22 protein-coding genes are annotated in these 26,049 nt (G+C 63.2%); 9 read left to right on the forward strand and 13 right to left on the reverse strand.

Features of this window, described 5'->3' with window-relative positions; genetic code table 11:
* Positions 1-79 precede the first annotated feature (79 nt).
* Both flhC and flhD read right to left on the reverse strand, forming a co-directional pair.
* A complete protein-coding gene (gene flhC / locus ROZ37_RS03160; protein WP_312657424.1) occupies positions 80-625 on the reverse strand; it encodes a flagellar transcriptional regulator FlhC in 546 nt (181 codons plus the stop codon).
* A 42-nt stretch (positions 626-667) separates the two neighbouring features.
* A complete protein-coding gene (gene flhD / locus ROZ37_RS03165; protein ID WP_312657426.1) occupies positions 668-988 on the reverse strand; it encodes a flagellar transcriptional regulator FlhD in 321 nt (106 codons plus the stop codon).
* Positions 989-1,419: 431 nt separating this feature from the next.
* On the opposite strand from flhD, the gene ROZ37_RS03170 reads away from it, so the two are divergent.
* The 9 genes from ROZ37_RS03170 to ROZ37_RS03210 all read left to right on the forward strand — a co-directional run bounded on the left by ROZ37_RS03170 (position 1,420) and on the right by ROZ37_RS03210 (position 11,534).
* A complete protein-coding gene (locus ROZ37_RS03170) occupies positions 1,420-1,968 on the forward strand; it encodes an NUDIX hydrolase (protein WP_312657428.1) in 549 nt (182 codons plus the stop codon).
* 124 nt (positions 1,969-2,092) lie between these two features.
* Positions 2,093-2,740, forward strand: coding sequence for an HNH endonuclease (locus ROZ37_RS03175; RefSeq protein WP_312657431.1), 648 nt, complete (start codon positions 2,093-2,095; stop codon positions 2,738-2,740).
* A 6-nt stretch (positions 2,741-2,746) separates the two neighbouring features.
* On the forward strand, positions 2,747-4,339 hold the full coding sequence (locus ROZ37_RS03180; RefSeq protein ID WP_312657433.1) for an ABC transporter ATP-binding protein: 1,593 nt from the start codon (positions 2,747-2,749) through the stop codon (positions 4,337-4,339).
* Positions 4,332-5,420 carry an ABC transporter permease gene (locus ROZ37_RS03185; protein ID WP_312657435.1) on the forward strand — a complete coding sequence of 363 codons (1,089 nt, stop codon included), beginning with the start codon at positions 4,332-4,334 and terminating at the stop codon, positions 5,418-5,420. Before ROZ37_RS03180 ends, ROZ37_RS03185 begins: the two co-directional genes overlap by 8 nt.
* A complete protein-coding gene (locus tag ROZ37_RS03190) occupies positions 5,420-6,352 on the forward strand; it encodes an ABC transporter permease (protein ID WP_312657437.1) in 933 nt (310 codons plus the stop codon). Before ROZ37_RS03185 ends, ROZ37_RS03190 begins: the two co-directional genes overlap by 1 nt.
* 40 nt (positions 6,353-6,392) lie before the next feature.
* Complete coding sequence (locus ROZ37_RS03195) at positions 6,393-7,481, forward strand: BMP family ABC transporter substrate-binding protein (RefSeq protein WP_312657438.1); 1,089 nt, start codon at positions 6,393-6,395, stop codon at positions 7,479-7,481.
* 181 nt (positions 7,482-7,662) lie between these two features.
* The gene (gene guaD / locus ROZ37_RS03200) at positions 7,663-8,973 is read left to right on the forward strand and encodes a guanine deaminase (RefSeq protein ID WP_312657439.1); all 1,311 of its coding nucleotides are present in this window, start codon (positions 7,663-7,665) and stop codon (positions 8,971-8,973) included.
* Positions 8,974-9,095: 122 nt separating this feature from the next.
* Positions 9,096-10,682, forward strand: a complete 1,587-nt coding sequence (locus ROZ37_RS03205) for a Wzz/FepE/Etk N-terminal domain-containing protein (protein ID WP_312657440.1) — start codon at positions 9,096-9,098, stop codon at positions 10,680-10,682.
* Between the two features lie 159 nt (positions 10,683-10,841).
* The gene (locus ROZ37_RS03210) at positions 10,842-11,534 is read left to right on the forward strand and encodes a CpsD/CapB family tyrosine-protein kinase (protein ID WP_312657442.1); all 693 of its coding nucleotides are present in this window, start codon (positions 10,842-10,844) and stop codon (positions 11,532-11,534) included.
* A 120-nt stretch (positions 11,535-11,654) separates the two neighbouring features.
* On the opposite strand, the gene ROZ37_RS03215 is transcribed toward ROZ37_RS03210, so the two are convergent.
* The 11 genes from ROZ37_RS03215 to ROZ37_RS03265 form a co-directional block, all read right to left on the reverse strand.
* Entirely contained in the window at positions 11,655-12,473 is an 819-nt protein-coding gene (locus tag ROZ37_RS03215; RefSeq protein WP_312657444.1) for a hypothetical protein, read from the reverse strand.
* Positions 12,474-12,476: 3 nt separating this feature from the next.
* Positions 12,477-13,697 carry a glycosyltransferase family 4 protein gene (locus ROZ37_RS03220; RefSeq protein WP_312657503.1) on the reverse strand — a complete coding sequence of 407 codons (1,221 nt, stop codon included), beginning with the start codon at positions 13,695-13,697 and terminating at the stop codon, positions 12,477-12,479.
* A 137-nt stretch (positions 13,698-13,834) separates the two neighbouring features.
* The gene (locus tag ROZ37_RS03225; RefSeq protein WP_312657446.1) at positions 13,835-15,316 is read right to left on the reverse strand and encodes a hypothetical protein; all 1,482 of its coding nucleotides are present in this window, start codon (positions 15,314-15,316) and stop codon (positions 13,835-13,837) included.
* A gap of 189 nt (positions 15,317-15,505) precedes the next feature.
* On the reverse strand, positions 15,506-16,828 hold the full coding sequence (locus ROZ37_RS03230; RefSeq protein ID WP_312657447.1) for a hypothetical protein: 1,323 nt from the start codon (positions 16,826-16,828) through the stop codon (positions 15,506-15,508).
* 95 nt (positions 16,829-16,923) lie between these two features.
* Positions 16,924-17,973 (reverse strand): DUF354 domain-containing protein, encoded by a 1,050-nt coding sequence (locus ROZ37_RS03235; protein WP_312657448.1) that lies wholly within the window; start codon positions 17,971-17,973, stop codon positions 16,924-16,926.
* A gap of 161 nt (positions 17,974-18,134) precedes the next feature.
* The gene (locus ROZ37_RS03240) at positions 18,135-19,181 is read right to left on the reverse strand and encodes a hypothetical protein (RefSeq protein WP_312657450.1); all 1,047 of its coding nucleotides are present in this window, start codon (positions 19,179-19,181) and stop codon (positions 18,135-18,137) included.
* 205 nt (positions 19,182-19,386) lie between these two features.
* Entirely contained in the window at positions 19,387-21,369 is a 1,983-nt protein-coding gene (gene asnB, locus ROZ37_RS03245) for an asparagine synthase (glutamine-hydrolyzing) (protein WP_312657451.1), read from the reverse strand.
* Positions 21,357-22,370, reverse strand: coding sequence for a glycosyltransferase family 2 protein (locus ROZ37_RS03250; RefSeq protein WP_312657452.1), 1,014 nt, complete (start codon positions 22,368-22,370; stop codon positions 21,357-21,359). The genes asnB and ROZ37_RS03250 overlap by 13 nt, the downstream gene beginning before the upstream one ends.
* Positions 22,371-22,400: 30 nt before the next feature.
* Positions 22,401-23,303, reverse strand: coding sequence for a glycosyltransferase family A protein (locus tag ROZ37_RS03255; protein WP_312657453.1), 903 nt, complete (start codon positions 23,301-23,303; stop codon positions 22,401-22,403).
* Between the two features lie 77 nt (positions 23,304-23,380).
* Positions 23,381-24,400 carry a glycosyltransferase family 2 protein gene (locus ROZ37_RS03260; protein ID WP_312657455.1) on the reverse strand — a complete coding sequence of 340 codons (1,020 nt, stop codon included), beginning with the start codon at positions 24,398-24,400 and terminating at the stop codon, positions 23,381-23,383.
* Positions 24,401-24,415: 15 nt separating this feature from the next.
* Positions 24,416-26,014 (reverse strand): O-antigen translocase, encoded by a 1,599-nt coding sequence (locus tag ROZ37_RS03265; RefSeq protein WP_312657456.1) that lies wholly within the window; start codon positions 26,012-26,014, stop codon positions 24,416-24,418.
* Positions 26,015-26,049 lie beyond the last annotated feature (35 nt).

Consider the following 26,049-nt stretch of genomic DNA (forward strand, 5'->3'; position numbering starts at 1 on the left):
GCGGGCGGTGTAACTTGAGCCCGAAAAACGAAAGGGCCGCCTGCAGTCGCGGCGGCCCTTGAAGATCGCGATGGACGGCTCAGCCGGCGTCGGCCAGTGCCGCCTTCGTGGCGCGGCGGGTCTTTCCGGCGCGCGAAGGCATGTTGCACAGTCCGCAGACGAAATCGTGGGTCGGGTCGTACGCGTGGGCGACGAAATGGCCGCCGCAGCTCTTGCACGGCGCCAGCTGCAACAGGTCGGCGTCGAAGAAGCGGACCAGCGTCCAGGCGCGCGTCAGACTCAACACCGGCTCCATCGCCTCGGCTTCGATCTGGTCGAGGTAAAGATGGTAGGCCTTGAGGATCGCGTCGAGGCCCTTCAAGCCGGCACTGCTGCGGAAGAACTCGAAGAAACCCATGAACAGCGACGAGTGCACGTTCGGCTGCCAGGTGATGAACCAGTCGGTCGAAAACGGCAGCATCCCCTTCGGTGGCGACACCCCGCGGACTTCCTTGTAGATCTTCAGCAAACGTTCCCGGCTGAGCTTCGTCTCGGCTTCGAGCATCTGCATGCGGGCGCCGAGGCGAACCATTTCCGCTGCACGTTGAATGTCCTCGGCTTCCTCGATAACGCTTTTGTTCTTCACGTTCTTCTCCTCGGCTCGCGTCACTGGCGCGAAATTCGCGGGTTAGCGATCCAGTTCCTGAACCGGCTTTCCGGTCGCGAGAATTGCGGCATGCAAGCTCGATGACGTGGCGTCCCGCCCCTTTCCCGCAAGCAGGCCGGTGAGGAGCACGTCGTCGAAGCGGAACCTCGGCAGCAGCACCTGGCTGCTCGCCATCTTGACGAGCTTGGCGCTGGACAACCCGATGATCAGATCGGCAATGTCGTTACCGATCCCGAGGCGGAACATCGCGGTTTCGCGATCGTTGCGGAGCATCTGCTGCGCGAGCATCAGATAAGCCAGGTTCAATTCCTGGATTTCCGACTGAAAGTCCTGACGTTGCATTCTTACCCCGCTCGGGTGCCCCACGGGACAGTAGGGCTTAATTGTGACAAATTGCGACAAGCTTGCCAAGGCAGAGGGCCACTTGACGCATCGAAACCTGCGCCTCGTTCGTGTCAGGAACCGTCACGGCCGATCCTGACGTCGCGTGTCCAACGTTTCCATTCCCGGGAACCACACCCACTCCCGGGAACGTTCTTGTTCCACTTACGGGAAACAGCGTCATGCCGCGAAAGAAGGCTTGCTACCTGGCTTCCCCGTCGATTCGGAGCTGGCAGCTACCCGATCGACGACCCGCTCTACCATCCCCTACGCAACATCCGTGCCTCCATCGGCGAAACGCCTGCCGCGAGGTCTCCGGCGGTTTCCCCTCATGCCGCCGCCAAGCAGCTCGGGCTAGAATCAAGGGTCCCCCCAAAGCCTGCGACTCCGCCATGAAGTTTTGCTCGAATTGCGGCTCGACCGTCGAATTGCGCGTCCCCTCCGGCGACACGCTGCTCCGCCACACCTGCATCAACTGCGGGAGCATCCACTACCAGAACCCCAAGATCGTCGTAGGCGCGCTCCCGGAATGGGAAGACCGGATCCTGCTGTGCCGCCGCGCGATCGAACCGCGCCTCGGGTACTGGACCTTGCCTGCGGGCTTCATGGAGAACGCCGAAACAACCGCACAGGCGGCGGCGCGGGAGACGCTCGAGGAAGCCTGCGCGCGCATCGAGGTCGGGGAGATGTTCACGCTGATCAACGTCCCGCAGATCAGCCAGGTGCATATCGTCTATCGCGCGCGCCTGCTCGATCTGGATTTCCGGCCCGGCGAGGAGTCGCTCGACGTGGCGCTGTTTTCCGAGAATGACATCCCCTGGGACGACATCGCGTTCCGCACGATCAGCTTGTCATTGCGGCGTTTTTTTGAAGACCGCCGCCGCGGCGCGTTCCGCTTCCACGCCGAGGACCTCGGCTCCCCGCCTCCGGGTGCCGTCTGAACCACGGGCGAGATTGCCGATCAAAATCTTGTGCGCCGTCGGTAGGACAAGCGCCGCCGACCCGTTTTTCATTGAGGCGGGGCGAAGGCGCGGAAAGGGGCGGAACGACAGACAGGAGGTGACCGTGCTGATCGCTGGCGATGACATTGCAGTCGAACCGGAAAGACGACGAACGTCGCTGCACGTCAAAGCCGCAGCCGTCCATCACCCCTGGATCCTCACGTTGGACGTGCGCGGCCTGCCGCACCGCTGGATCAACTGGCAAGCCGCGTGTCATTACTACGCGCTCGACATGGTCGCGTGGTCGGTCGGCCGCAGCGACTTCCATTTCGTCGGCGGCATCTCGCGCGCGACCGGCGAGCGCTCCGAGATCACCGCGAACAGCATCATCGCGATCAAGGGACGCAACTACCGTCCAGACAGCCACAGCATCGTGCCGCCGCTGAACAACCGCGAACTGTTTCACCGCGATAAGTACATCTGCGCATACTGCGGCTACGGTTTTTCGGGTAACGTGCTGACCCGCGAACACATCGTGCCGGTCTCCCAGGGCGGCCGGGACGTGTGGATGAACGTCGTGACGGCATGCCGGCCGTGCAACCAGCGCAAGAGCGGGCGCACACCCGAGCAGGCGCGAATGCCGTTGCTGTATGCCCCGTACGTGCCGAACAAGGCCGAATACCTGATCCTTTGCAACCGCAACATCCTCGCTGACCAGATGGATTTTCTCGCGCGCCACCTGCCGCGCCAGAGCCGCCTCCACCTTCCCTGACCGCTCGTGACGACCACGCAACCGAATCCGGGCTCCGGCGCCCCGAGGCTCGCGCTGACGAACATCCGCAAGATCTACCCGACCACCGTCGCAAACGACGGCATCGACATGACCGTCGAGGCGGGGGAGATCCACGCGGTGCTCGGCGAGAACGGAGCCGGCAAGTCGACGCTGATGAAGATCATCTACGGCGCGACCCGCCCCACCGAAGGCGAAATGCGTTGGGAAGGCCGGCCGGTCGTCGTTGCGAACCCTGCTCATGCGCGCAGCCTCGGCATCGGCATGGTGTACCAGCATTTCTCGCTGTTCGAGACCCTGACCGTCGCCGAGAACATCGCGCTCGCGCTGCCCGGGCGCGTCGGGCTTGAGGAACTCGCTCAGCGCATCGAGGAGGTGTCCGAACGCTACGGCCTGCCCATCGAGGCGCGTCGCTACGTGCATGCGCTTTCGGTCGGCGAGCGCCAGCGTGTCGAGATCGTCCGCTGTCTGCTGCAGCAGCCGAAGCTCCTGATCATGGACGAGCCGACCTCGGTGCTCACGCCGCCGGCGGTCCGCAAGCTCTTCGAGACGCTGCGCCGACTGGCAGCGGAAGGCTGCTCGATCCTCTATATCAGCCACAAGCTCGACGAGATCCAGGAGCTGTGCCACACCGCGACCGTCCTGCGCGACGGCCGCGTCACCGGTCATTGCCGCCCCGCCGAGGAGACTCCGCAGTCGATGGCGCGGCTGATGATCGGCAAGGATCTGCCGGTCTGCGAACACGTGTCGGCGGGTGCGGACGGCAAGCTCCGTCTGCGCCTCGCGGGACTGTCGCACGAATCGTCGGACCCGTTCGGCATCGACCTGCGCGACGTCCACCTCGACGTGCATGCCGGCGAGATCGTCGGCATCGCTGGCGTGTCGGGCAACGGCCAGCAGGAACTGCTTCACGCGATCTCCGGCGAGGAGACGGTTGCGGAAAAGCATCCGGTGCAGATTTGCGGCATCGAGGCCGGGCGCCTGGACGCCGGACAGCGGCGCCGGTTGGGGCTCGCCTTTGTTCCGGAAAAGCGCCTCGGTCGCGGCGCGGTCCCGACGCTGCCGCTGTACGACAACGCGCTGCTGACCGCGGCCGCATCGCAGAAGCTCGTGCGCGCCCGCTTCGTCGACCGCGGCGCGGCGCGCCGGTTCGCCGCGCGCTGCATCGAGCAGTTCAAGGTCAGGTGCCGCGGAAGCGACGCACCGGCAAAATCGCTCTCCGGCGGCAATCTGCAGAAATTCATCGTCGGACGCGAGATCCTGCAAGAACCGCCGCTGCTCGCCTGCGCGCAGCCGACCTGGGGCGTGGACGTCGGCGCCGCGGCGCTGATTCGCCAGGCGATCATCGACCTGCGCAATCGCGGCAGCGCCGTCCTCGTGATCTCCGAGGAGCTCGACGAACTGTTCGAGATCTGCGACCGCATCGCGGTGATCGCGAAGGGGCGCTTGTCCCCCGCGAAGCCGGCGAGCGAGACCAGCGTCGAAGAGATCGGCGTGTGGATGAGCGGACTGTGGCCCGGCTCGGCGCTCGCGGAGGAACAGGCGGCGTCGTTGCGCGAAACCGAGGCGGCGCATGCGTGAGTTTCCGATTCGACTCGAGGCGCGCGCGGCCCCGTCGCGCGCGATGCTGCTGATGTCGCCGCTGCTCGCCCTCGTGCTGACGCTCGGCGCGGGCCTGGTGCTGTTTTCCGTGCTCGGCCGGGACCCGTTCGAAGCCTTCCGGCTGTTTTTCGTGAAGCCGGTGCAGGACCTCTACGGCGTCTCCGAGCTGCTGCTGAAGGCGACGCCGTTGATGCTGTGCGCGATCGGGCTCGCGGTCGGATTCCGCGCGAACGTCTGGAACATCGGCGCGGAAGGCCAGTTCATGCTCGGCGCCGTCGGCGCAACCGGCGTCGCACTGCATTTCCAGGATTCGGCCAGCGCGGCCGTGCTGCCGCTGATGGTCGTGTTCGGCGCTCTCGCCGGGGCGCTATGGGCGGCGATCCCGGCGTTCCTGAAGACACGTTTCAACGCGAACGAAATTCTGGTGTCGCTGATGCTGGTCTACGTCGCGCACCTCACGGTCTCGTGGCTCGTGTTCGGTCCGTGGCGCGACCCCGAAGGCTTCAACTTCCCGCAGACCGCGATGTTCGGCGAGGCCGCGCTGTTGCCGGTGCTCGTCGAGGGCATGCGGCTCAATACCGCGCTGCTGATCGCGCTCTCGGCCCTCGTCGCCGGATACCTCTTCATGCAGCGCAGTCACGCGGGCTTCAAGATGCGCGTCGCCGGGGAAGCGCCTGCGGCGGCGCGTTACGCCGGTTATTCGACGAGACGCGCGATCTGGATCGGACTGCTCGCCGGCGGCGCCGCCGCGGGCATCGCGGGAATGACCGAAGTCGCGGGGCCTATGGGACAGCTCACCGACAAGATAAATCTCGGCTACGGCTTCGCCGCGATCATCGTCGCCTTCGTCGGCCGGCTCGACCCGCTCGGCATTCTGTTCGCGAGCCTGCTGATGGCGCTGCTGTTCCTCGGCGGCGAGCAGGCGCAGCAATACCTCAACCTGCCGGGCTCGATCTCGATGGTGTTCCAGGGGATGCTGCTGTTCTTCCTGCTGGGGTCGGACGTGTTGATCCACTACCGGTTCCGTATCCGGCGTGCCGCGGCAGGGGGGGCTCACTGATGGACGGCGCGCTCGTCACTTCGATGCTGTTCGCGACGGTCGTCGCCGGCACGCCGCTGATCCTCGTTGCGCTCGGGCTGCTCATCAATGAGCGCGCCGGCGTGCTGAACCTCGGCGCCGAAGGGATGATGGCGATCGGCGCGGTCGCCGCCTTCGCGGTCACGCACCACAGCGGCAGCCCGTGGCTCGGCGTCGCGGCCGGCATCACCGCGGGGATCGCCGTTTCGCTGATCTTCGCCGTCCTCACGCTGACGCTCCAGGCGAATCAGGTTGCGTCGGGGCTCGCACTCGCGATCTTCGGCGTCGGCCTGTCGGCCTTCATCGGCAAACCCTACGAGTCGATCGCGCTGCAGGCAGTGCCGCCGATCCGCCTGCCGTTCATCGCCGACATCCCGGTGATCGGCGAGGCGCTCTACAACCAGCAAGTCCTCGTCTACGTGTCGTGGGCGCTGTTCTGGGCGGTCCTGTGGTTTCTCGCGAAGAGCCGGGCCGGCCTCGTGCTGCGCGCGGTCGGCGAGTCGCCGGCATCCGCCCGTGCGATCGGCTACCCGGTCGTCGCGATCCGCTATCTCGCGGTGCTGTTCGGTGGTGCGATGGCCGGGCTCGGCGGCGCGTTCGTCGCGGTGTTCTACACGCCGATGTGGGTCGAAGGGATGATCGCCGGACGTGGCTGGATCGCACTCGCGCTCGTCGTCTTCGCGACCTGGCGCCCGCTGCGCGTGATGGCCGGCGCCTATCTCTTCGGCGGCGTGATGATCCTACAGCTTTTCATCCAGGGCTCCGGCCTGCAGCTCGATCTCCCGTCGCAGCTCCTGTCCGCGCTGCCTTACCTCGCGACGATCGCGGTGCTGGTCGTGATTTCGCGCGACCCGAACGCGATCCGCCTCAATTCCCCGATGTCGCTCGGCAAGCCGTTCCGCCCCGACGCGTAACCTTTCCCCCGCTTCCAGAATCCGCAGCAAGGAGATACCGATGATCCATCGCCGCCAATTCATGCTTTCGACCGGCGCGCTCGCGCTCGGCGCCGCACTGCCGCTGGGCGCTTTCGCGCAGGAGGCGGCGAAGATCGGCTTCGTCTATGTCAGCCCGATCGGCGACGCCGGCTGGACCTACCAGCACGACCTCGGCCGCAGGGAGATGGAAAAGGCGCTCGGCAACAAGGTGCAGACGAAGTTCGTCGAGAGCGTTGCCGAAGGGCCCGACGCCGAACGCGTGATCCGCGAGTTCGCGACGAGCGGGCACAAGGTCGTGTTCGCGACGAGCTTCGGCTACATGAACTACGTCGAGCGCGTCGCTCGCCAGTTCCCGAACGTGGTCTTCCTGCATGCGACCGGCTACAAGTCGGGCAAGAACTTCGCGCCGTACAACGCGCGCTTCTATGAAGGACGCTATCTGAATGGCGTGATCGCCGGAAAGATGACGAAATCGAACGTGCTCGGCTACGTCGCGGCGTTCCCGATTCCTGAAGTGCTGCAGGGCATCAACGCGTTCGCGCTCGGCGCGCGCAGCGTGAACCCCAAGGCCGAGGTGCGCGTGATCTGGGTGAATGCGTGGTACGACCCGGGCAAGGAGCGCGAGGCGGCGATGACGCTGATCTCGCAGGGCGCGGACATGGTCACGCACCACACCGATTCGACCGCGACGATGCAGGCCGCCGAGGAGCGCGGCGTGCACGCCTTCGGTTACCACTCGGACATGTCGAAGTACGGCCCGAAGGCACAACTGACCGCGACGACGCACCACTGGGGCGACTTCTACACGAAGACGGTGCAGGAGGTGCTCGCCGGCACGTGGAAACCGACGCGGGTGTGGGGCGGTTTTGCTGAAGACATGGTGCGCCTTGCACCCTTGAGTTCGGCCGTACCCGCCGACGTGAAGGCGCTCGTTGGCAAGCTCGAAGGGCAGCTGAAGGCGCGCACCTTCCACCCCTTCACCGGGCCGATCGTCGATCAGTCCGGCAAGGAGCGCGTCGCGGCGGGCGTCACGATGGACGACGCGGCGCTCGGCAAGATGGATTTCTTCGTGCAGGGCGTCGCGTCGAAGCTGCCGAACGCGAAGTGATGTCACCGGGCCGCGGACCATCTGCCGCCGTGCCCCCGGCTGGAAGTGCAATACAGCGCAGCCCGTTCACACGGCTCGATGACCCCGTTGCGTCATGCGATCGCGGGTTGCGCGCGCTATCGCTGCGGCGTCTTGGCTACAATCCCCATCGTTTCCCTCGCGGACGACCCAGGGCTACGCAATGACCGTTTCTCCCGGCCCGCGCGTCGTGCGCGGCGCGCTCGTGCATTTTCTCGACGACCCGGCCGACGTCGGCGTCGCCGCTTGCGAGCACGTCGACGATGGCGTGCTGATCGTGCAGGACGGCCGGGTCGCCGAATACGGGCCGGCCGACGACTTGCTCGCGAAAGTGCCGGCCGGTACCGTCGTCGACGACCACCGCGGCAAGCTCGTGCTCCCCGGCTTCATCGACACGCACATCCATTACGCGCAGACCGACGTCATCGCGAGCTACGGGGAGCAGCTGCTCACGTGGCTCGAGAAATACACGTTTCCGGTCGAACGCCGGTTCGAGGACCCGGAGCACGCGAACGCGGTCGCCGAGTTCTTCTGCGACGAATTGCTGAAGAACGGCACGACGACCGCGCTCGCGTTCGCGACGGTGCATCCGGCATCGGTCGACGCGCTGTTCACGGCGGCCGCAAAACGCCGGATGCGGATGATTGCCGGCAAGGTGCTGATGGACCGCAATTGCCCGGACTTCCTCCGCGACACGGCAGCGACCGGCTATCGGGAGTCGAAGGCGCTGATCGAGCGCTGGCACGGTCGCGACCGCCTGCAGTACGCGATCACGCCGCGCTTCGCGCCGACCTCGACGCCCGAGCAGTTGCGGCTCGCCGGACGGTTGTTCGCCGAATATCCGGGGGTCTATTTGCAATCGCACGTCGCCGAAAATCCCGGCGAAGTCGCCTGGGTGAAGGCGCTGTTTCCCGGCGCCCGCAGCTATCTCGACGTCTACGAGCGCTACGGGCAGCTTGGCGAGCGCAGCGTCTACGCCCACTGCATCTGGCTCGATGACGAGGACCGGGCGCGGATGGCGGCAACCGGGGCGGCGATCAGCTTCTGCCCGACGTCGAACCTCTTCCTCGGCTCGGGCCTCTTCGACCTCGACCGCGCGCACGCGGCCGGGGTGCGTGTCGGTCTCGGCACCGACGTCGGCGGGGGCACGAGCTTTTCGATGCTCCAGACCCTCAACGAGGCATACAAGGTGCTGCAGCTCCAGGGCCAGCGTCTGTCGCCCGAGCGGGCGTTCTATCTCGCCACGCTGGGCGGCGCGCGCAGCCTCTACCTCGACGACCGCATCGGCAACTTCCGGGCCGGAAACGAGGCCGATTTCGTCGTCCTCGACCCGGGCGCAACCCCTCTCCTCGCGCGCCGCAGCGCTGCCGCCGCGACGATTGCCGAGCGATTGTTCGTGCTGATGCTGCTCGGTGACGACCGCGCGGTTGCCGCGACCTACGTGCTCGGGGAGCTTGCCTCGCAGCGCGACTGAGGCGACGCGACGCCGCCCTGTCGCACCCTGTGACAATTCACTTCCTCGCCCTGCGGAAACGCTGCGGCGAGATCGGGAACCGCCTGTCTATACTTTGATTCCCACGCGCGCGACGAGTCTTTATGGCGGACCAGTCCCAACTGTCTCTGGGTGATATCGTCGCCATCCTGCGTCGCCGCGCACTGCTGCTTGCGTGCGTCTTCGGGCTACTAGCCGTATCGTCCGTCGTCTTCGTCCTGCTCCTTCCCCGCATGTACGAGGCGTCGGGGACGATTCTCGTCGAGTCGCAGCGCGTTCCCGCCCAACTCGTCGAAGGCACCGCTACCCAGTTTGCCGACGAGCGGATCGCGATCATTCAGCAGCGCACCATGACCCGGGAATCGCTGCTGCGCATTGCGCAGAAACACGGATTGCACGACGGCCCCGCCGATTCATCAACGGAATTCGTCGACGGCATGCGAGGGCGAATCGGCGTCGAATTGATTGGAGCCGACCTGCACGGACCACGGCAGGGCACCGGAGCGCTCGCCTTCAAGCTCTCGTTCGAGGACCGGGACCCCCAAGTGGCCTACGACGTCGCGAAAGAGCTCGTGACGCTGTTTCTCGACGAGAACCTCAAGGCCCGCACCGAGCGTGCGAACGAAACGACGAAGTTTTTCGCTGTCGAGGCAGAGCGGCTCAAGGCGGAACTCGACGTGCTCGAAGACCGGGTCGCCGTTTACAAGCAGGAGCACGGCGACGCGCTTCCCGAGCACCTCGGCTTGCGGATGGGCCTGGTGCAACGCCTCGAAGCCGATCTGAAGGAAACCGAGCGCGAATACAAGACGAAACAGGACGAGCTGGCACTGCTCGGCATCGAGCTCGGCGCCGCAAGGACAGGGGTCAGCGTCCCGCAGGATGTCTCGCAACTCACGCCCGCGCAGGAGTTGCAGACGCTGCGCACCGAGCTGGAAGGCATGTCGCAGCGCTTTACGGACAATCATCCCGACGTACGCGACCTCAAGCGACGGATCGAAGCGCTCGAATCGCTGGTGGGCGTCGGCGACAAAAACGGGCGAAAGACGTCGAAGCCGGTGCCGAATTCGCCGGCGGATCTCGTTGCGGTGCGAATCGAAGCAAGGATCGCATCGGTGCAGGCGCGGCTCACTGCGCTGTCGAATGAGCGGGAGGCATTGCAGGAACGGCTGCACGAGGTCGAAGACCAGATTCTGCAGGGCCCACAAGTCGAGCGTGCGCTCGCGACCTTGATGCGCGATCACGGCAATGCGCGCGCGCGGTACGAAGAAGTGCGGGCAAGGCAGATGCAGGCGCAGATGGCCGAGAACCTTGAGGAGGGCAACAAGGCCGAGCGCTTCATTTTGCTGGAACCCCCGCTCCTCCCCGAAAGACCGACCAAGCCGAACCGCAAGAAGATTCTCGCGCAGGCCCTCTTCATCGCGCTCGCGTGCTCCGGCGGGCTCGTGATGCTGCTCGAGGCATTCGATGACCGCGTCCGCGGCCGCAAGGCGCTCACCGCGGTGCTGCACGAGCCTCCGCTGGTCGTCATTCCGTATCTCGCCACGAGCGCGGACATCGCTCGCCGCAGCCAGGCCATCAGAACCGGGGGCCTCGTGGCGATTGCGTTGATGCTCGGCGTACTGGTGGCCGCCCACTTTCTGTACAAACCGTTGAATCTGCTCGCCGCGGACGTCCTGACGAATATCCTTTAGGAGGAAGAGATGGGCCATGGACGGGATCCGATCGAGATCGTCAGCGCGGACAGCATCGCTGCCGGCGCCGCCCGCCATGCACAAGATAGGCGCCCGGCACGGCATTCGGACACCCCAGCCCTCGACCCCGAATCGGTCGCTGGCTGCGCCGAACCGGCGATGCTCGCGCAGCCGCGCGCAATCCGACTTGATCGGGAACATCTTCGGAAGCACCGCATCGTCGCCTTCGACAAGAACGACGCATCGACGGGCGTTTTCGATGTCCTCAGAACAAAAGTGTTGCGGCTGATGGAGGCCCGCGGGTGGCGTTCACTTGCGATCACCTCGCCGATACCGGGCGCAGGTAAAACCGTCGTCAGTATCAATCTGGCGATCAGCATCGCGCAGCGGGCGGAAAAATCGGTGCTGCTCGTCGACTTCGACTTCCGTCGGCCGAAGGTCGCTCCGATTCTGGGCATACCCGCCGGCATCTCACTCAACGAGCTGGTCGAGGGGAAAGCGAAAACGGCCGAAGCGCTCGTGAGCCCCGAGCTGCCCCGACTGCTCGTATTGCCTACGAACAGCCCCGTGCCGAATTCGTCGGAAGTACTTTGCTCACAGCGGATCACGCAGCTGGTCGAGAATCTGCACGAGTGTTATGCCGATCACTTGCTCGTTTTTGACCTGCCGCCGTTGCTCAACGTCGACGACGCCTTCGGCATCCTGCCGCAAATCGACTGCGTGCTGCTCGTCGTCGGGGATGGCATGTCGAGCCGCGCGGAAATCGAGGACTGCGCCCGACTGATTCCCGAGGCGAAACTGCTCGGCGTGGTGCTGAACAAGGCGGATGTTCCGATCACGGCGTATTACTGAGATCCCCGCGCTCAGGTGCTTCGCTTGGGCGCTGCTCGAAAAGCGTGGATGCCCGCCGCACGAGCCGCTATTTCAGTCCGCGTCTCGCGCAGCGGGCGTGCCCCGTTACTTGCAGTACGACTACCTCACCGGTTCCCATCGGACCGCAATATCCTCCCGCCCCGCGATCTCCGCAAGGATGTCCGCGACGTCTCCCGCCCTTCGCACAGCGGTCCTCTTGCGGGCAAGCCACGATGCCGGCGGCGCTTCATGTAATTTTCTCCTCAGAAGCTCCGCGTCGAAACGCGAAATCGTGATGCACGACGTGCAAATCGGCAGGTATCGCGCCCATTTGCGCTTGATGTACCGATAGCATTCGTAGAACTCGGGGGGAAGTGTCAGCAGCTGGTCGGTGTTATGGACACAGAAAGCCGGGATCGCAAAACTCGGCAACCCACGCGCTCTCGCGGCCAAACAGAGATCTGTCCCATATAGATGGAAATTCGGAAGGGAGGGATCGAATCGCAGGCCCGACGACTTTCGAACGATCAGAACGATTTCGTCCAGACTTTCGACGATCTCTGGGCAATCGATCGAGGTGCCGTGAATGTCGAGGCCATGCGTATATACCCGGCCCCGCCCGTCGGTATCCCCCTTCCTCGAGCCGTAGCAGCCGAGCACTCCCCAGTCGACGCCGTCCCGCCGCAGGTGGGCCAGGGCGCGGTCGAGTGCGCTGAACCAGCCCTGCGGCAGATAGACGTCTTGATGCACGAAGATCACGACGTCGTTCGAAGCCTCATCCAACGCGCTGTTGTGGGCGAGCGACGCAGATGCGAAGCCCCGCCTGGTCAGGATTTGCAGCTCAGGCCGGACCAAAATGTCGGGTGACCGGTAAAGGTTGTTTCGCAGGACCTCGTCGTTGTTGACCGCCACTGCGATCGTGAAACCGCAATCGCTCATTGCTCATACCCTCCGACCGACAGCGTTCGCCCCGACGCTCACCCCGCGGCTGCTTTCGTCCAGGCAGCGCTGGATGTTCGCGAGGATCTGCGGTCCTTGAACATCGACGACGTGATGAGCACGCACCGACTCCGCAGCGACTTCCGCCATCCGCTTGCGTCGCTCCGCGTCGTCGCGCAAAGCCTCGAGCTCGGCGGCGAAACGATGCACGTCCGCATACGGCACAGTCGCTCCGGCACCGTCCGCGACAAACTCGGGCCCACCGCCCGATTCCGCAAAACAAACCGTGGGCACGCCCAGCGCACCTGCCTCCAGCATCACGAGCGGAAAGGGATCCTCGCGAGAGGTCAGCGCGAACAGATCCATCGCGCAGTAGTAATCGACGACGTCTGCCGCGGTCGGGACGCGGCGGCATCTGCCTTCGAGATCGAGGCGATCGAGGTCGTGATCGAATTCGAGGGTTTCGCCCGCCGCCTCGTCTCCTCCCACCCAGAGAAATCGAATATTCGCGTGTCGCTCGGTGTCGATCATGCGCCGAGCGATCTGCAGAAAAAGATCGCTCCCCTTGCGCCATCCAAGGCTCCCGCACCCCCCCACCACGAACGCATCGTCGGGCCAGCCCAGCGCGAGCCGCACACGCTGTCGTCGGCGCTGCCATTCGGCAGGCGCCATCTCCATCGACGGGACGAAACCGTGGACGACGTCGATCTTCGTGATGGGCACCCGGAAGTCGCGCACGAGTGATTCCTTTACCGACCGCGAGACGGCAATGAGGCGTTCGGGAAGGCTCTGCAGCGCCCGGTCGTGCTGATCGCCGAGCGTGAGCCGCAACGCGTAGCGCAGTTCGTGGATATGCCACAGGACCGGAGCTCGATTCCGAAGGGCCGAAACGAGGGGCCACACCGCGCTCGTATTTGCGTAGATCAGGTCAAATCGCCGCGTGCCGAGTAAAGCAGCACAGTAAGCGGCAACGACGGAGCGGCTCGTACGCGCTCTATATTGCTGCGGCAGGGCCGAAACGAAAGCCGGGAAACTTCTGACGACGCGCGTGGGGGCGACGCTTCGGAATTCGCCGAGGAGCGGCCCGCGTCCGCACACCAGCACCTCGATCTCCCAATCGACGCGCGGCCTCAACCACCTGAGGAAACGAAGCAGGAGAATGGTCGCCCCATTGCGGGAAGCGGAGTGGCTCAGAAACAGAACGCGACGTTGACTCCTGGTCATTGCCACCCCTCCGATTAGGCGAGCACGACGGGTGCGATCGAGCGCGGTTCTACCGCAGAAAGAACCCGATCGATTGTCCGATCGACTTCGGCCTTCCGTCAGATTGACGAGGCCGGAAGCGGCGAACGAAAATCGACCTAACGCATGACCTCAGGTTTGCAGGACCGGCCGGGAAAGCCTTGGCCCGCTGCCCCTCCAGCGCCGCTCCACTCATGCGCCCCAATGTCCCACCCGGCGCCGTAACCTCGTGCGACGACGCCTGAAATGTCCTTGTCGATGCCCGGGCAGGCGCTGCATCTGACCGCGCGTGCCTTGTCGACCGTTGCGCTCGTACCCGTCGTCGGTCTGAAACAGTTCCCGACCTGGTATCCCGCAGCCTTTGCATCCGCATTCGACATTTGCAGGTTGTTGCGTGACGACCATCGGCGCGCCAGGCTGACATCCCACTCGCCGTGCGGGCCGATGTAATGGTTATTTCTCGTAACCAGCGTGCCGATCTGGTTCACACCATTGTGATTGGCAAGCGATCGAACCATCCCGATCTGCGAATCATCGGGCATCTGCAAGGTATTTTGATAAATAAACACCCTGCCGCACGGCCCCCCGCCGCTCTCCGGATCAACGGAAATAATTCCGCCGCCGCCGTTATAGGCGTTGAAAACGATGTTGTTGTATACAAACTGCGTTGTATACCCGTGGCTCGTATCGCCCCAGCACGGTTCCATGTAGATACCGGTGCCAGAAGCGACATCGTGTATCAGATTATTGTAGACGAATTGAAACGGCGAGATCGAGCTTTGCGCCGCAATATACATGAGATTTGTATGATGATTCGGATCGAAACTGGGTTTCGGATAGTTGATATTGTAAATATGGTTGTTATAGACCTCGCCTGCGAAGAGTATCGCGGTGGTCACGTCATGAATCGTCGAATTTCGCACGGTGCGAACATTCAGGACCGCGGTTCCGTTGTTCTTGATAGCCGAGTATTCTGAATTGGATATCGTGCATCCGTCGATCACAATACCGACGGGTATATTTCGCGTGTTTACTATTACGCCGCCATGGGCATCGTCGTTGCGAATGCTGTCATTGACCGTCCACTTATGCAGAAAGCAGTTGCGTATCATGATGTGGCGAGGAGTCCCGTAGATCGTGATGATCCCCACTCCCCATGCGCTATTGAAGACGAGATCGCGTCCTTCGATGCCGTCGAGAACGATGTGGCTACCCGTGCTGATAGCGATCATCTCACTCGCCTCGCCCTCCCCATCGAAGACTGGGCGCGACCAGGCCTCGCCATTGTGCCAAGCTTTGTCAATGCCGTAGTAATCCGGATTCCCATCCACCCCTCCAACCGGAATGGTCAGCGGGAACGCGTCGGCAGACCACACGACTCCGCCCTTGAAAATGAATCGATCACCCGGCGAATGAACATATTTCGATCCGCCGCGCCAACCGGCCATGAAGGGATGGTGCTTCCATGCGGTGACCGACGCCGCTCCGTCGTTGCTGTCGCTCCCGGCTTCGAAATCGATGTAGTACGTACGCGCGGCAGCAGCCACTTGTGTGACAAGGATCATCAGCACAACGCCGAAAATGGAGAAATACGCTCTCATCCTCTCCGCCTCCTATTTTCAGTCCCGCCGCACTCCCTTGGTCGGAGGGCCTCCGGGCCATCATGCGGCTTGCAGGGCAAGCATTGCACGCAATCTAGGGGGCACTAACGTGGCGGGCTCCCTGGCGGCTCGCGTCGACGAATATCAATGCACGCCGACATATCCGGATCGAGCCCTTTCCGACTCCCCTCAATGGTGCATCTCGCTCAGGGTCGGGCGGCGCATCTCCCACGCCGCGCTTACATTCTCCAACCGACCGACCGAGCTCACGAGACTCGATGTCGCTGCAAGCTGCATGCAAAGAATTAAATGCATCTTGTCGAAGTAAACGATGGCAAACCAGTTGACGAGATGCACGAACAGTGCGACACCGAGCCCCCACAGGATGCGCTCATCACCCAAATTTCCGGAACCTCTGGATCGCACCACCTGCATCGCGGCGCCGAGACGGCCGAATAACGTCGCCAGAAAGAATATGAACAGGATCATCGCCGGCAGGCCTGCCGCGATGCCGAACTCCAGGTAATAGTTGATGATGTCCGCGCCCCCCGTCACTACGACGTAAGGGAACCAGTCTTTCGTTTCGAGCACACTCATTCCCGCGAACCACCAGTCGCCCAGATGCTCGAAAGTCACCTGCATCAGATACGACCGGTGCCAGCCGTCACCGCCGAGCAACGCGCTGATCTTTGCCGGCAAGTACCAGATGGGGGCTTTCATGATCACCGCCAGGAACACGAGAGCGCTAACGAGCAGCCATCTTAGGAGTCGCATTTGCATGCGCAGCCTCCAGGCAAACCAACCGAGGATTGCCATCGCCGCGGCAGTTGCCGGTCCGCCGGAGTTCGACACGAAGACGATCATTGCGCAAGACGCCATACCGATCAGCACGGGAACATGGTTTCTGACGTCGAATGCGAACGCGATGTATAACGGCAACAGGATTGCCCCGAGCGTGCCGAAAATGGAAGGATGGGTAAAGCTTCCCGCTGCGCGGGGAATTCCGTCGCGCTCGAGTATTCGCCCCGGCACTCCCCCCAGGGACGCAAATACGTTACTCCCCGTCCATCGTTCAACCGCGGAAAGCGCCGCATACGGAAGGAGCAGGAGCGGCGCGCAGGTCAGAAGAAACTTCAGGTCACCGGTTTCCCGTATCAGGCCTCGAAAAGCGAAGTAAGCCAGAAACGTATCCACAAAGTAGCCGATTTCGGTCATCGGACTACCATTGGAATTCACGACGAAAACCACCGCTCGATAACCGAACACAAGGAGCAGCGTCTTGTCCAGACCATTCAGCTGCGACGAAGCGAATTCTCCGCGGGAGACGACTCGCAGGAATGTTGCCAACATGAGCAGTCTTGTGGCGTAAAGGTCTATGCCGAAAAAGTTGACGGTCTGCCCCATCGTCAAATAGAGGAGGCCGGCAAAAACTGCCACCAAGGCTCCTCGCCGGGAGGCGAAAGCGACCATCCACAAGAGCGGTGCGAGAATCGCGATACCGAGAGCGCTCATGACTCCTTACCGGTTCAACTGACGTGACTCGCTGGTTTTCTGAAATGGGCGATGAAGTCGAATGCGTCGATTTAGCCGCGGCTCCGAACCGTCGACTAAACTCCCTCCTGCTCGACGATCCTGTCGATGTGATCGAGGATCTCGCTCAGCACTCCACGATTGAGGCGTTGCGATCGCTCATTCGCTCTGTCACGTGGACGCACGACAAACCTGGTTTCAACGTCATGCATGTCTTCGATCAACACCAGCTTGCCCTCTTCATTCAAGCGTCGATCGACCGCGCCGAGTTTTCCGCGGAACACGCTGTAAACGGGGACACCCAGGGCGGCCGCTTCGCGGTTCATCGTGCCTCCACCGCTCACGGCGATGTCGGAGTACCAGAGAAGATTGAGGCCATCGACTGCTTCGGAGGGAATGACGACCTTTCCCTCGCTGAACCATTCGGGCCACTCTCGCCTGATCTGCGCCTCCTGATTTCGATTTCGCGGCAAGAGCACTGCCTTCGCTCCCGGTGTCGCGCATACCCGCTTCACGCACTCGGCAAAAAGCAGCTCCGCCTCGGGATTATGGTAGTGAGCCTCGTTCGCAGGCGGACGGACCGTGACGACGACTGACGCACCCTGGAGACCAAGTCGATCCCGGAGCGCCGCGTCCGGCGTGAATTCGGGGACGTATATGTCCTCCTTGATTCCCTGATAGCGGAGGATCCGATTTTCCCGAGTCGCATGCAGCCGAGTCCCCGACAATGCGGCGGGAACAATCTCCCAACGCGGTCGCACAAAAATCGGCATTTGCACATGCTCATAATCCGCCATCATTACCGACGGAATACGTAGTGCGTTGCAGAGCAGAATCTGCGACCGCGATCCGTGTGAAAGTCCGATGCCAGGTCTCTCCCGCCTGACGAACGGAAATAATTCGACGCTCCGCCACCCCAAGCCCCAAACCTTCATCACCGAATTCTTTCCGTAATGTTTTCCGATCTGGGTGTACTTCATGCCTGAACGGGTCGCCAGTTCGCACACCTGGAATGCGTTACGCGCCGTTAAAACGACAGCATGTCCTCGCCTATCCAGCTCCCTGACCAACGGCTTGAATAACGGGACGTGGGGTGTATTGTCGAGGTCGATCCAGATCTTTGCCATGTCGACACCATGAAATTGAGGCTATCTGCGCGAACACGCTCCGTGCACTTCCGGTCCACTGAGCGCTCCCCTTGAGGACCGATGCGGCAGCGTTTCAACAAGGGGCACGTCCGGCATCGAGATAACCGACAGGGTCATTCTGTCCATAACATCGTTATCATTCATGGCCGAGAGACTCCGGGCTCTACATCAGCGACTGCCTGTTCGACCTGTTGCCAGTATTGGGCCACCGCCGCAAGATCGATATCACGGAACCGGCTGAATTGATATCGTTCCGGTCGTCTGGCAATGAATTCCAGAAGGCTCTGAATGCTCCACTCGTTGAAACGCGAGAACAGCTTCGAGTGTCCGATAAGAACGAAAGGCAGGTGCACATCTGGGCGCGTGTGAGCACCCTCCGCGCGCCCCAGCGCATTGATCAGCTGAGTCCCGGTGCATTGGTTGAAGTCTGCCTTCCAAGCGTGCTTTCGGACTCTCCACGGCTTCCGAAATATCCCGTGTTTCGTCTTGGCGGGCGCGCCCACGGACGTTGCTTCATCGTTCGATTGCGCGAAGCGGTGCCGGTGGAGTGCTCCCAAGGAGGCGCGCGCGATGCGCTGCGGGGTGAGGAAAGCGCCTATCCACCGCTGCTCGGCGTAGATCGGAAACTCCCATAGCCGCCCCGTTTCGCTTGTCGTGCAGATGTCTTCATCCCCTGCTCTCCACGGCACGAGTGCGCTTGGCGCGTTGCTGTAATCGAAGCGCACCCCCTTGTTGCGCTTTCCATATTTGAAGACCGACGAGTCGATATGGAACCCGTTCTCGGCAAGGACTCGAACGATATTGCGGGATGGCACGACCGACCAATTCGCCGCGCGAAACACGTGGCATCGATAGCTGGAGTCGATCCGTTGGAGGAGATTCTCCAGAAAGGACTTTCCGAACTTCACCAGTTCGGTCATCCGCTCGACGCCCAATCGGGCGAAATCGTACTCGGACCAATCCTGCAGCCAGCGGCCGTCTTCGGTGCGTGCGTTGACGTAGGAAGGATGCAGGTGAAGCTGAACGTCGTGTCCGCGCCTGATCGCATCTTCGAGTTGCGTGACGATTTCGCCATAGTGAAACCGGTCGGTCCCGTGCTCGCTTGCATATCGTCCGTACTGCGCGATCTCGGCGACCTCGGCCATGATCGTTAGCTTTGCGCCATACCGGTCGAATTGGTCGAGCATGCGCGCAGTAGGCTCGACCATCAGGCGATATGGGCACCCTTCCCCGTTTCCGTGGATTTCATAATCCAGCGTGAATATAGGTCTCAGCATTCTGCGTCACACCACATTAAACTTACCTCGACCGTACGGCGGGTATGCCTTCCGCAGCGCGGCGTCCCTGTTGCCATGCGCAGGCCACGCTGAGGAATCGGTTCCGCGCTCATCGTCAGCGAACGGAGGCCAGATCTCGGGCCGCCGGAGCGCGTAGCGGGGAGCTCTGGGTACCTTCCGGGCTCGGCGACTGCCCTATCCGGCAGAAGCCCGACAGGGGCGTGAACTTCCGAAGCCACATCTCGAGCACGAGCAGACTGAACACCTCCTTTGAACAACCTCGCCCCTCCTGATGCGTTTGCAGCAAGCCCCTGACCGCTGCGGGTGAAAAATAAGCCGAGGTCGCAGCGTCACTCGCGAGGAGCGTGTCGAATACGAACGCTTTCAACTCCGTTCGCATCCATTCACCGTAGGGGACGGGAAATCCGGTTTTCTTCCGTTTGATGATCGCGCTCGGAATCGACGGCGCCAACGCGGCCTTGAGAATCCGCTTCAGGTTCCAGCCAGCGACCTTGTATTGCGGGGGCAGCGAGGCTGCGAATTCGAGAATGGACACATCCAGTAGCGGCACGCGCAATTCGACCGACGCCGCCATCGTCATCTTGTCCGCCTTGACAAGCAGGTCGTCGGGAAGCCATGTCCGGGTGTCGACATAAAGCATCCGGGCGAGCCGCGATGCATCCTTCACGTGCGCGAACAATCTCTGCGTGGGCATTTCGGCCGGACCAGCGCCGAGTTCCTGCAGCAGATCAGTATTGTAGAGCGACGATTTCAGGCGATTGAACGGTGTCGTCGGGCCGGCGGTGCGGCTGTAGTAATAGTCCGAAAGGGGACGGTCGACGAGGGCGGCATAATGCGAACCTCGCGCCCATCCCGCCTTCGCCAGTCCTTCGAAGCCTCGACGCAGCAAGCCGCTTCTCTTGCCGAAGACATCCTTCAGTCGTTCGAGCAATAGAAGGTTCCGGTACTCGGAATAGCCCCCGAACGCCTCGTCGCCGCCCTCGCCCGACAAGAGCACCTTGATCGACGCATCGCGCGCGAGCGCGGAGACGAAATATAGCCCGACCGCCGGCGGTTCGCAGACCGGTTCCTCCATGTGCCACACATATCTCGGCAGGAAGTCGCGAAAGTCCTCGGCGCTCATCGAGATTTCATGATGCACCGTCGAGAACGCCTTCGACGCCAGGCGTGCGTAGGGCCGCTCGTCCGCAAAGCCCTGCCCGGCGAAGCCCATCGTGAAGGTGTGAAGCGGCCGTTGCGCGTACTGTGCGGCGTAGGCGAGGATGCCAGTCGAGTCCACGCCGCCGCTCAACAGGACACCGACGGGCACGTCGCTGACCATGTGCGCTTCGATCGAGCGCGAAAGCAGCTCGCGCAGTTCCGCCACCGCGTCATCAAAGCTCTGGCTGCGAGGCTCGCCGTCCACCCGAAGATCCCAGAATGGCTGGGTCTTGACGGCACCGTCCTCAACCGTGAGCGTGCTCCCCGGCGCCAGCTTGAATATGCCCTCGAGCAGGGTTTCCTGCCCCGGGAGGTAGTAATGACTGAGGAATCGGTCGAGGCTCCGCAAATTCACCGTGCGTGCGAGCTCGGGATCGGCAAGCAGCGACTTGATCTCGGACGCGAAAATCAGCGACTTCCCGGTGTTGGCGAAGTAAAGCGGCTTGATTCCGACGTGATCACGGGCAAGCAGCAAGCGATAGCGCCGCGCGTCCCATAACGCAAACGCGAACATTCCACGTAGCCGGTCGACGCAGCGGTCACCGATCTGCTCGTACAGATGCACGATGACTTCGGTGTCCGAACTCGAGCGGAAGATGTGCCCCTGTCCCTCCAGCTCTTTGCGCAGTTCGCGAAAGTTGTAGATTTCGCCGTTGAAGACCACCCACACGGTCCCGTCTTCGTTCGACATTGGCTGCGCGCCCGTCTCGAGATCGATGATGCTCAACCGGCGGTGTCCGAGTGCAACCGGCCCGAACAGATACTCGCCTCGGCCGTCCGGCCCGCGGTGGGCGAGCAGGTCCGTCATCTGCCGCAGTAGTGCGGGATCGACCGGCTGGTGCCGGTCGAAATTGAGTTTTCCGCTCAGTCCGCACATGAACCGCTCCCGAGGGGCCGGCCGCGCTGCTCCCGTCCAATCGAATGTTGTGCCCACCCTTCGCGGCCGAGCCCCCAACTGAGCACTGCACACCATTTGTCGAGGGACATCTTCCAGCCCGATCGGCGGCGAAGAAGCAGAGCCAAGGGAAACCCGGCGCCCAACAACAGCAACCGGCCAACCGCCGAAGCACATAGCGCGACACGGTAGCCGACGCTGTAAGCCTCGCCGCGCGTCTTGCGCAACAGCCGCCCGACGGATTCGGGAATCATCACCGCGGCGAACCGGCTGAGCTGCCGCGTGCTGCCGCCGCCGTGATGGACGATCCGGGCAGCCGGGACGTAGTAATTCACGAGACCCGCCGCCCTCGTTCGGTGGCACAGGTCAAGATCCTCGGCGTACATGAAATAGTCGGCGCTGTAGCCGCCCAGTGATTCGAACACTTCCCGCCGAATCATCATGCAGGCGCCCGATACCGCCTCCACCGGAACCGGCGAAACAGCGCCTTCGAAACGGATGGCCGATTGCCAGAGCCGGATCTTCGGAAACGCCCGCAGCAAAAGGTCGCAGTTGAACAGTTGGTTGAGGATCGTCGGCAGCGGCTGAACGCAGCTCGTCTGCAATGACCCGTCCGTGTTCGCGAGTCGCGCGCCGAGCACGCCTGGGCGCCCGAGCTTTTCGATCTCCGCGTACAGCTTTCCGATCGCACCTGCGGAAACCTCGGTATCCGGATTCAGGAACAGCAGGACCGGTGCACGTGCCTCGCGCGCGCCAAGATTGTTCGCAAGCGCAAAGCCGATGTTCCGCTGGCTCTGAATGAAGCGGACGTCGGGAAATTCCTGTTCGAGCATCTGCTCGCAGCCATCGAAGGAGCCCGAATCGACGACGATGACCTCGTAGCGGATGTCGCACGTATCCCTCGATATCGAGCCGATACAGGCGCGCAGAAACTCCCGGGAGTTCCAGTTGACGATGACGATGGAGAGGTCGACCGGCGTCATGAGCGCGCCCTTGGTGCGATGCGACAAACGTCACGCATAGATGCTGGGGCGGCCGGAGAGCCGTCTCAGTTGCTGTCGCCGGAGATAGCGAACGACGTCCGTGTCTGCGCCGCGCGGGATGCGTCGCAGGTATCCGCTGGTGAAACCCGCGAACAGCGCCGTCGATTCCATCAAGAACGGACGGCGCGAGAACGCCCGCCGCCCGCACTTCGCGAGAAGAAAGAGCGGGTGATAGCCGGTGACGTAGTTCGCCCGCCCGTTCTTGAACCAGTTCCGCCAGTTGCCGTCCGCGCTTCCGGTCGGCTTGTGCTGAATAAGCGGCAGGTCCCGGAAGGTGCGGGTGTGCCAACCATGGAAGTTCGCCTTGACCTCGTCGATCGTGTCCCACCCGGGCGCACTCGCGAGCGGCCCGATCTGTTCCCAGCACGCGCGGCGATAGATTTTCGTTGCGCCGCGAACGTGAAACGGCGGATCGGTCGCCGAATCCACTTTTAAGCTGCCGTTCTCCCGTCGGCACACCAGCCCTCCGGCGATTCCGAGTTGCGGCTCGGCGTCGAAATTGGCCAATGCTTTCTCGAAATAGTCGGCGGCGAACGACACGTCGCCATCGAGCTTGACGACGAAGTCCCAGTCGTCTTCCAGGAAGGCGTACCCGGCATAGAACGCGTCGATGACACCCCCGCCGGCGGATCGAAACCCGCGGTCGGCGCGGTGTACTACGCGCAGCCAGTCGATCTTTCGTGCGTAGCGATCGAGAATCTCGCCCGTCCCGTCGCGCGATCCGTCGTCGACGACGATCCACTGCCGCGGCGGCAAGGATTGGTGCTGCATCGATTCGACCGTGTTTCGAATGTGGCCGCCCTCATCCCGAGCGGGCGTCACGACCACGTATTTCTGGCCGCACCCTCGTTGCGATCCTGACTCAAGAGGCATATCGGATCTCCGTTCTCCCCTACCGAACTCCGCCGCAGTTCTTCATCCTCGTCGCCTCAATCAGCGCACGCTCAGGGTCAGCCGCTTCTCGAATCGCCCCTGCGGAATGCGGCGACCGCTGGTTGAAGCGCCGACGAGACGCGGAGCCCCAGCCGCCGCTTCAGGGCCAGCCTGCACCACGCCCCCGTCCTGCGCACTGATGGATCGATCTGGCATGCAAACTCGCTCAGTCGCATGGAAAGCTCGGGACGGTTGTTATTGAAGGCGGTACTTGCGATCCCGACCGCGTCGCGGGCGAGGGACTGGAACAATCCCGAACGAAGCCGACGGGGGTCCGCAAGCACATCGCTGCAGGCGGACAGGAATGCTTCGAAGGCCGCCAGGCGCTGCTCCAGGTCGCGCATCACATTGAGGTCCGAATAATCTTTCGACATGTTCTGGGCGTGCAGCCGGTACACCGCCTGATTCGCGCGGACATATCCGACGGGGCCGTGGGCGGACAGCCGAAGCCAGAGCTCAAGATCCGCGCTGTGCGGCAATTCGGGCCGATAGCCGCCCAGCCGTTTGAGCAATTGCGTTCGCACGACAGCGGTTGGAGTCGGAACGAGATTCCTTGCACGATGCCCGACACATAGCTCTATGAACTGTGCCCCCGTGAAGATCTGGCACGGACCTGCACGACGGTTCACTTCGAACCTGTCAGGTAACGACGCCGAGTTGCCTTCGCTCATGACCGTCGCGTCGCCGAAACAAAAGCTCATCGCCGGATGGCCCTCCAACAGCGCTGTGGCGCGCAGCAACGCGCCTGGCAACAGGTAGTCGTCGGCCGAAAGCAGGAGCAGGTACTCCGCCTCCGCCCATTCGATCCCTTCGTTGTACGTACGGATATGCCCCAGGTTCTCCTCGTGACGGCGATAGATGACCCGTGGATCTTCGTCGGCGAGCGCGGCGCCGACTGCCGGCGTATCGTCCGGCGAACAGTCGTCGAGAACCAGAATGCGGACCGATTGGATCCCTTGCGTCAACACGCTGTTCACGCATTGGCGGAGGTAACGGCCGTATCGGTAACAGGGAACGATCACGTCGACAGAGTTCATCGTGCTGTCCGTGCGTCAGGGTTTGAAGGCCGCGGGGCGGATTCTCGTCAGCAACCGAAGAATCCGCGGCGGTATGCGATCGACAGGAGCGAGGGCCAGCAACTGGTGCAGCGAGTACGCGGCGCTCGCGACGACAGCACAGGCGCCGGCCGCCATTCCCTCGATCGGCGGCAAGAGATGCAAGCTCGAAAAGACCAGCGCGGTCATGCACAGAAGCACGAGCACACCCTGCCCCGCCGCTGGCTGCCAGCGGAATCCAGTCAAGCGGCGACAAATGAAATAAACGAGTAAACCGTGCACGAAGTAGGCCGCGAAGAAGGCGGCGCCTGCGCCGACAGCGCCGTATTCCTGGACAAAGATCCATGCCAGCCCGAGATAGACGACGGTCCATGCCCACTCGGTCAAAAAAAACAGGCCCTGCGCCCCTTTCGCAAGGAGGATGAACCCGATCGGCCAGATGACGACGCGCAGCGTCATGCCGAGACAGATCCAGCGGAGGATGTCGACCGCCCCCTCGAACTGGGCGCTATAGAAGACGGTGACGACCAGTGGGGATAGCGCCAGAGTGGCAAGCACGCCCGGCCCCGCCAGCAGCATGCTCACCTGCGCCTGCTCATTCACCATCCGGTTACAGGCCGCGTCTTCGTGCGCGACGCCGGTCAGCCGCGGATAGAAATCGGTGCCCATCGCCTGGAGGATGAACGCGACGTAAAGGCCGCCTAGCGTCCACGCGGCCTGGTACAGCCCCGCGGCCTCGGTCCCGGAGTGCTGCACCACGATCAGGCGGACGACATAGGCCGCGCCGGTCATCATCAGAGCGCTGGCCATGAAAGCGGACCCGAGCTTGAGCAGGGCAGACGCCTCCGCGCCGAACTGCGGTGCGCTCATCGAAGCGCGGCCGACCGGCGCCTTGCGGCTGTACCACCATGCAGCCAGCGCCCCCACCGCGGACATGCCTACGAGCGCTGGAGCAACCCCGCGCTCGCCCAACGCGTAGACGGTGCCAACTGCGACGACGGAGCCGAGCAGCGCGCCTGCGACGCTGCTCTTCACGAGATCGGGGATGCGCCGCACGCCCTGGATCAGTGCCGAGCGGCCTCCGCCGACGCAGGCGCAGAACACGACGAGCGAAAGCAGCGCGACGGCGTCGGTCTGCGCCGGACTACCGAAGGTGAGGACCGACAGGGGCTCGGCCAGCACGAGCAGCATCGCCGCGCCGAGCAAGCCGAGCATCACCGACAGCCGCCGCAACGCGGTGGCGGTGCGGGCGACTTTGTCGGCGTCACCCGCCGCGGCGCGCTCCGCGATCTGTCGCACGCCGCTGCTGTTCGTGCCCATCGTCGCGATGCTCGTCGCCAGGTCCGAGATCGCGGTGAATAGCCCCATCAAGCCGAAACCGGATGGGCCGAGCATCAGGGCCATGGCCTTGGTGCGCAAGATCCCGACGCCGATGTTCACGAGCGACGATGCGCCGACCAGCGCCGATGACCGCAGGATCTGGCCGTAGCTGCTACTTACCGAGGATGCGCCGGTACCCGGACTCGATCTCCCGCCCGCGCGCGACGCCGCCTCCGGCGCCTCATCCCGTATCGACCCGATCCCGTCGGCACTCATGTCGCCACCCGTGCCTTGGCCGTCACCCTCGGGGC

This window comes from Aromatoleum sp. (genome assembly GCF_032027225.1).
Classification (GTDB): Bacteria; Pseudomonadota; Gammaproteobacteria; order Burkholderiales; family Rhodocyclaceae; genus Aromatoleum.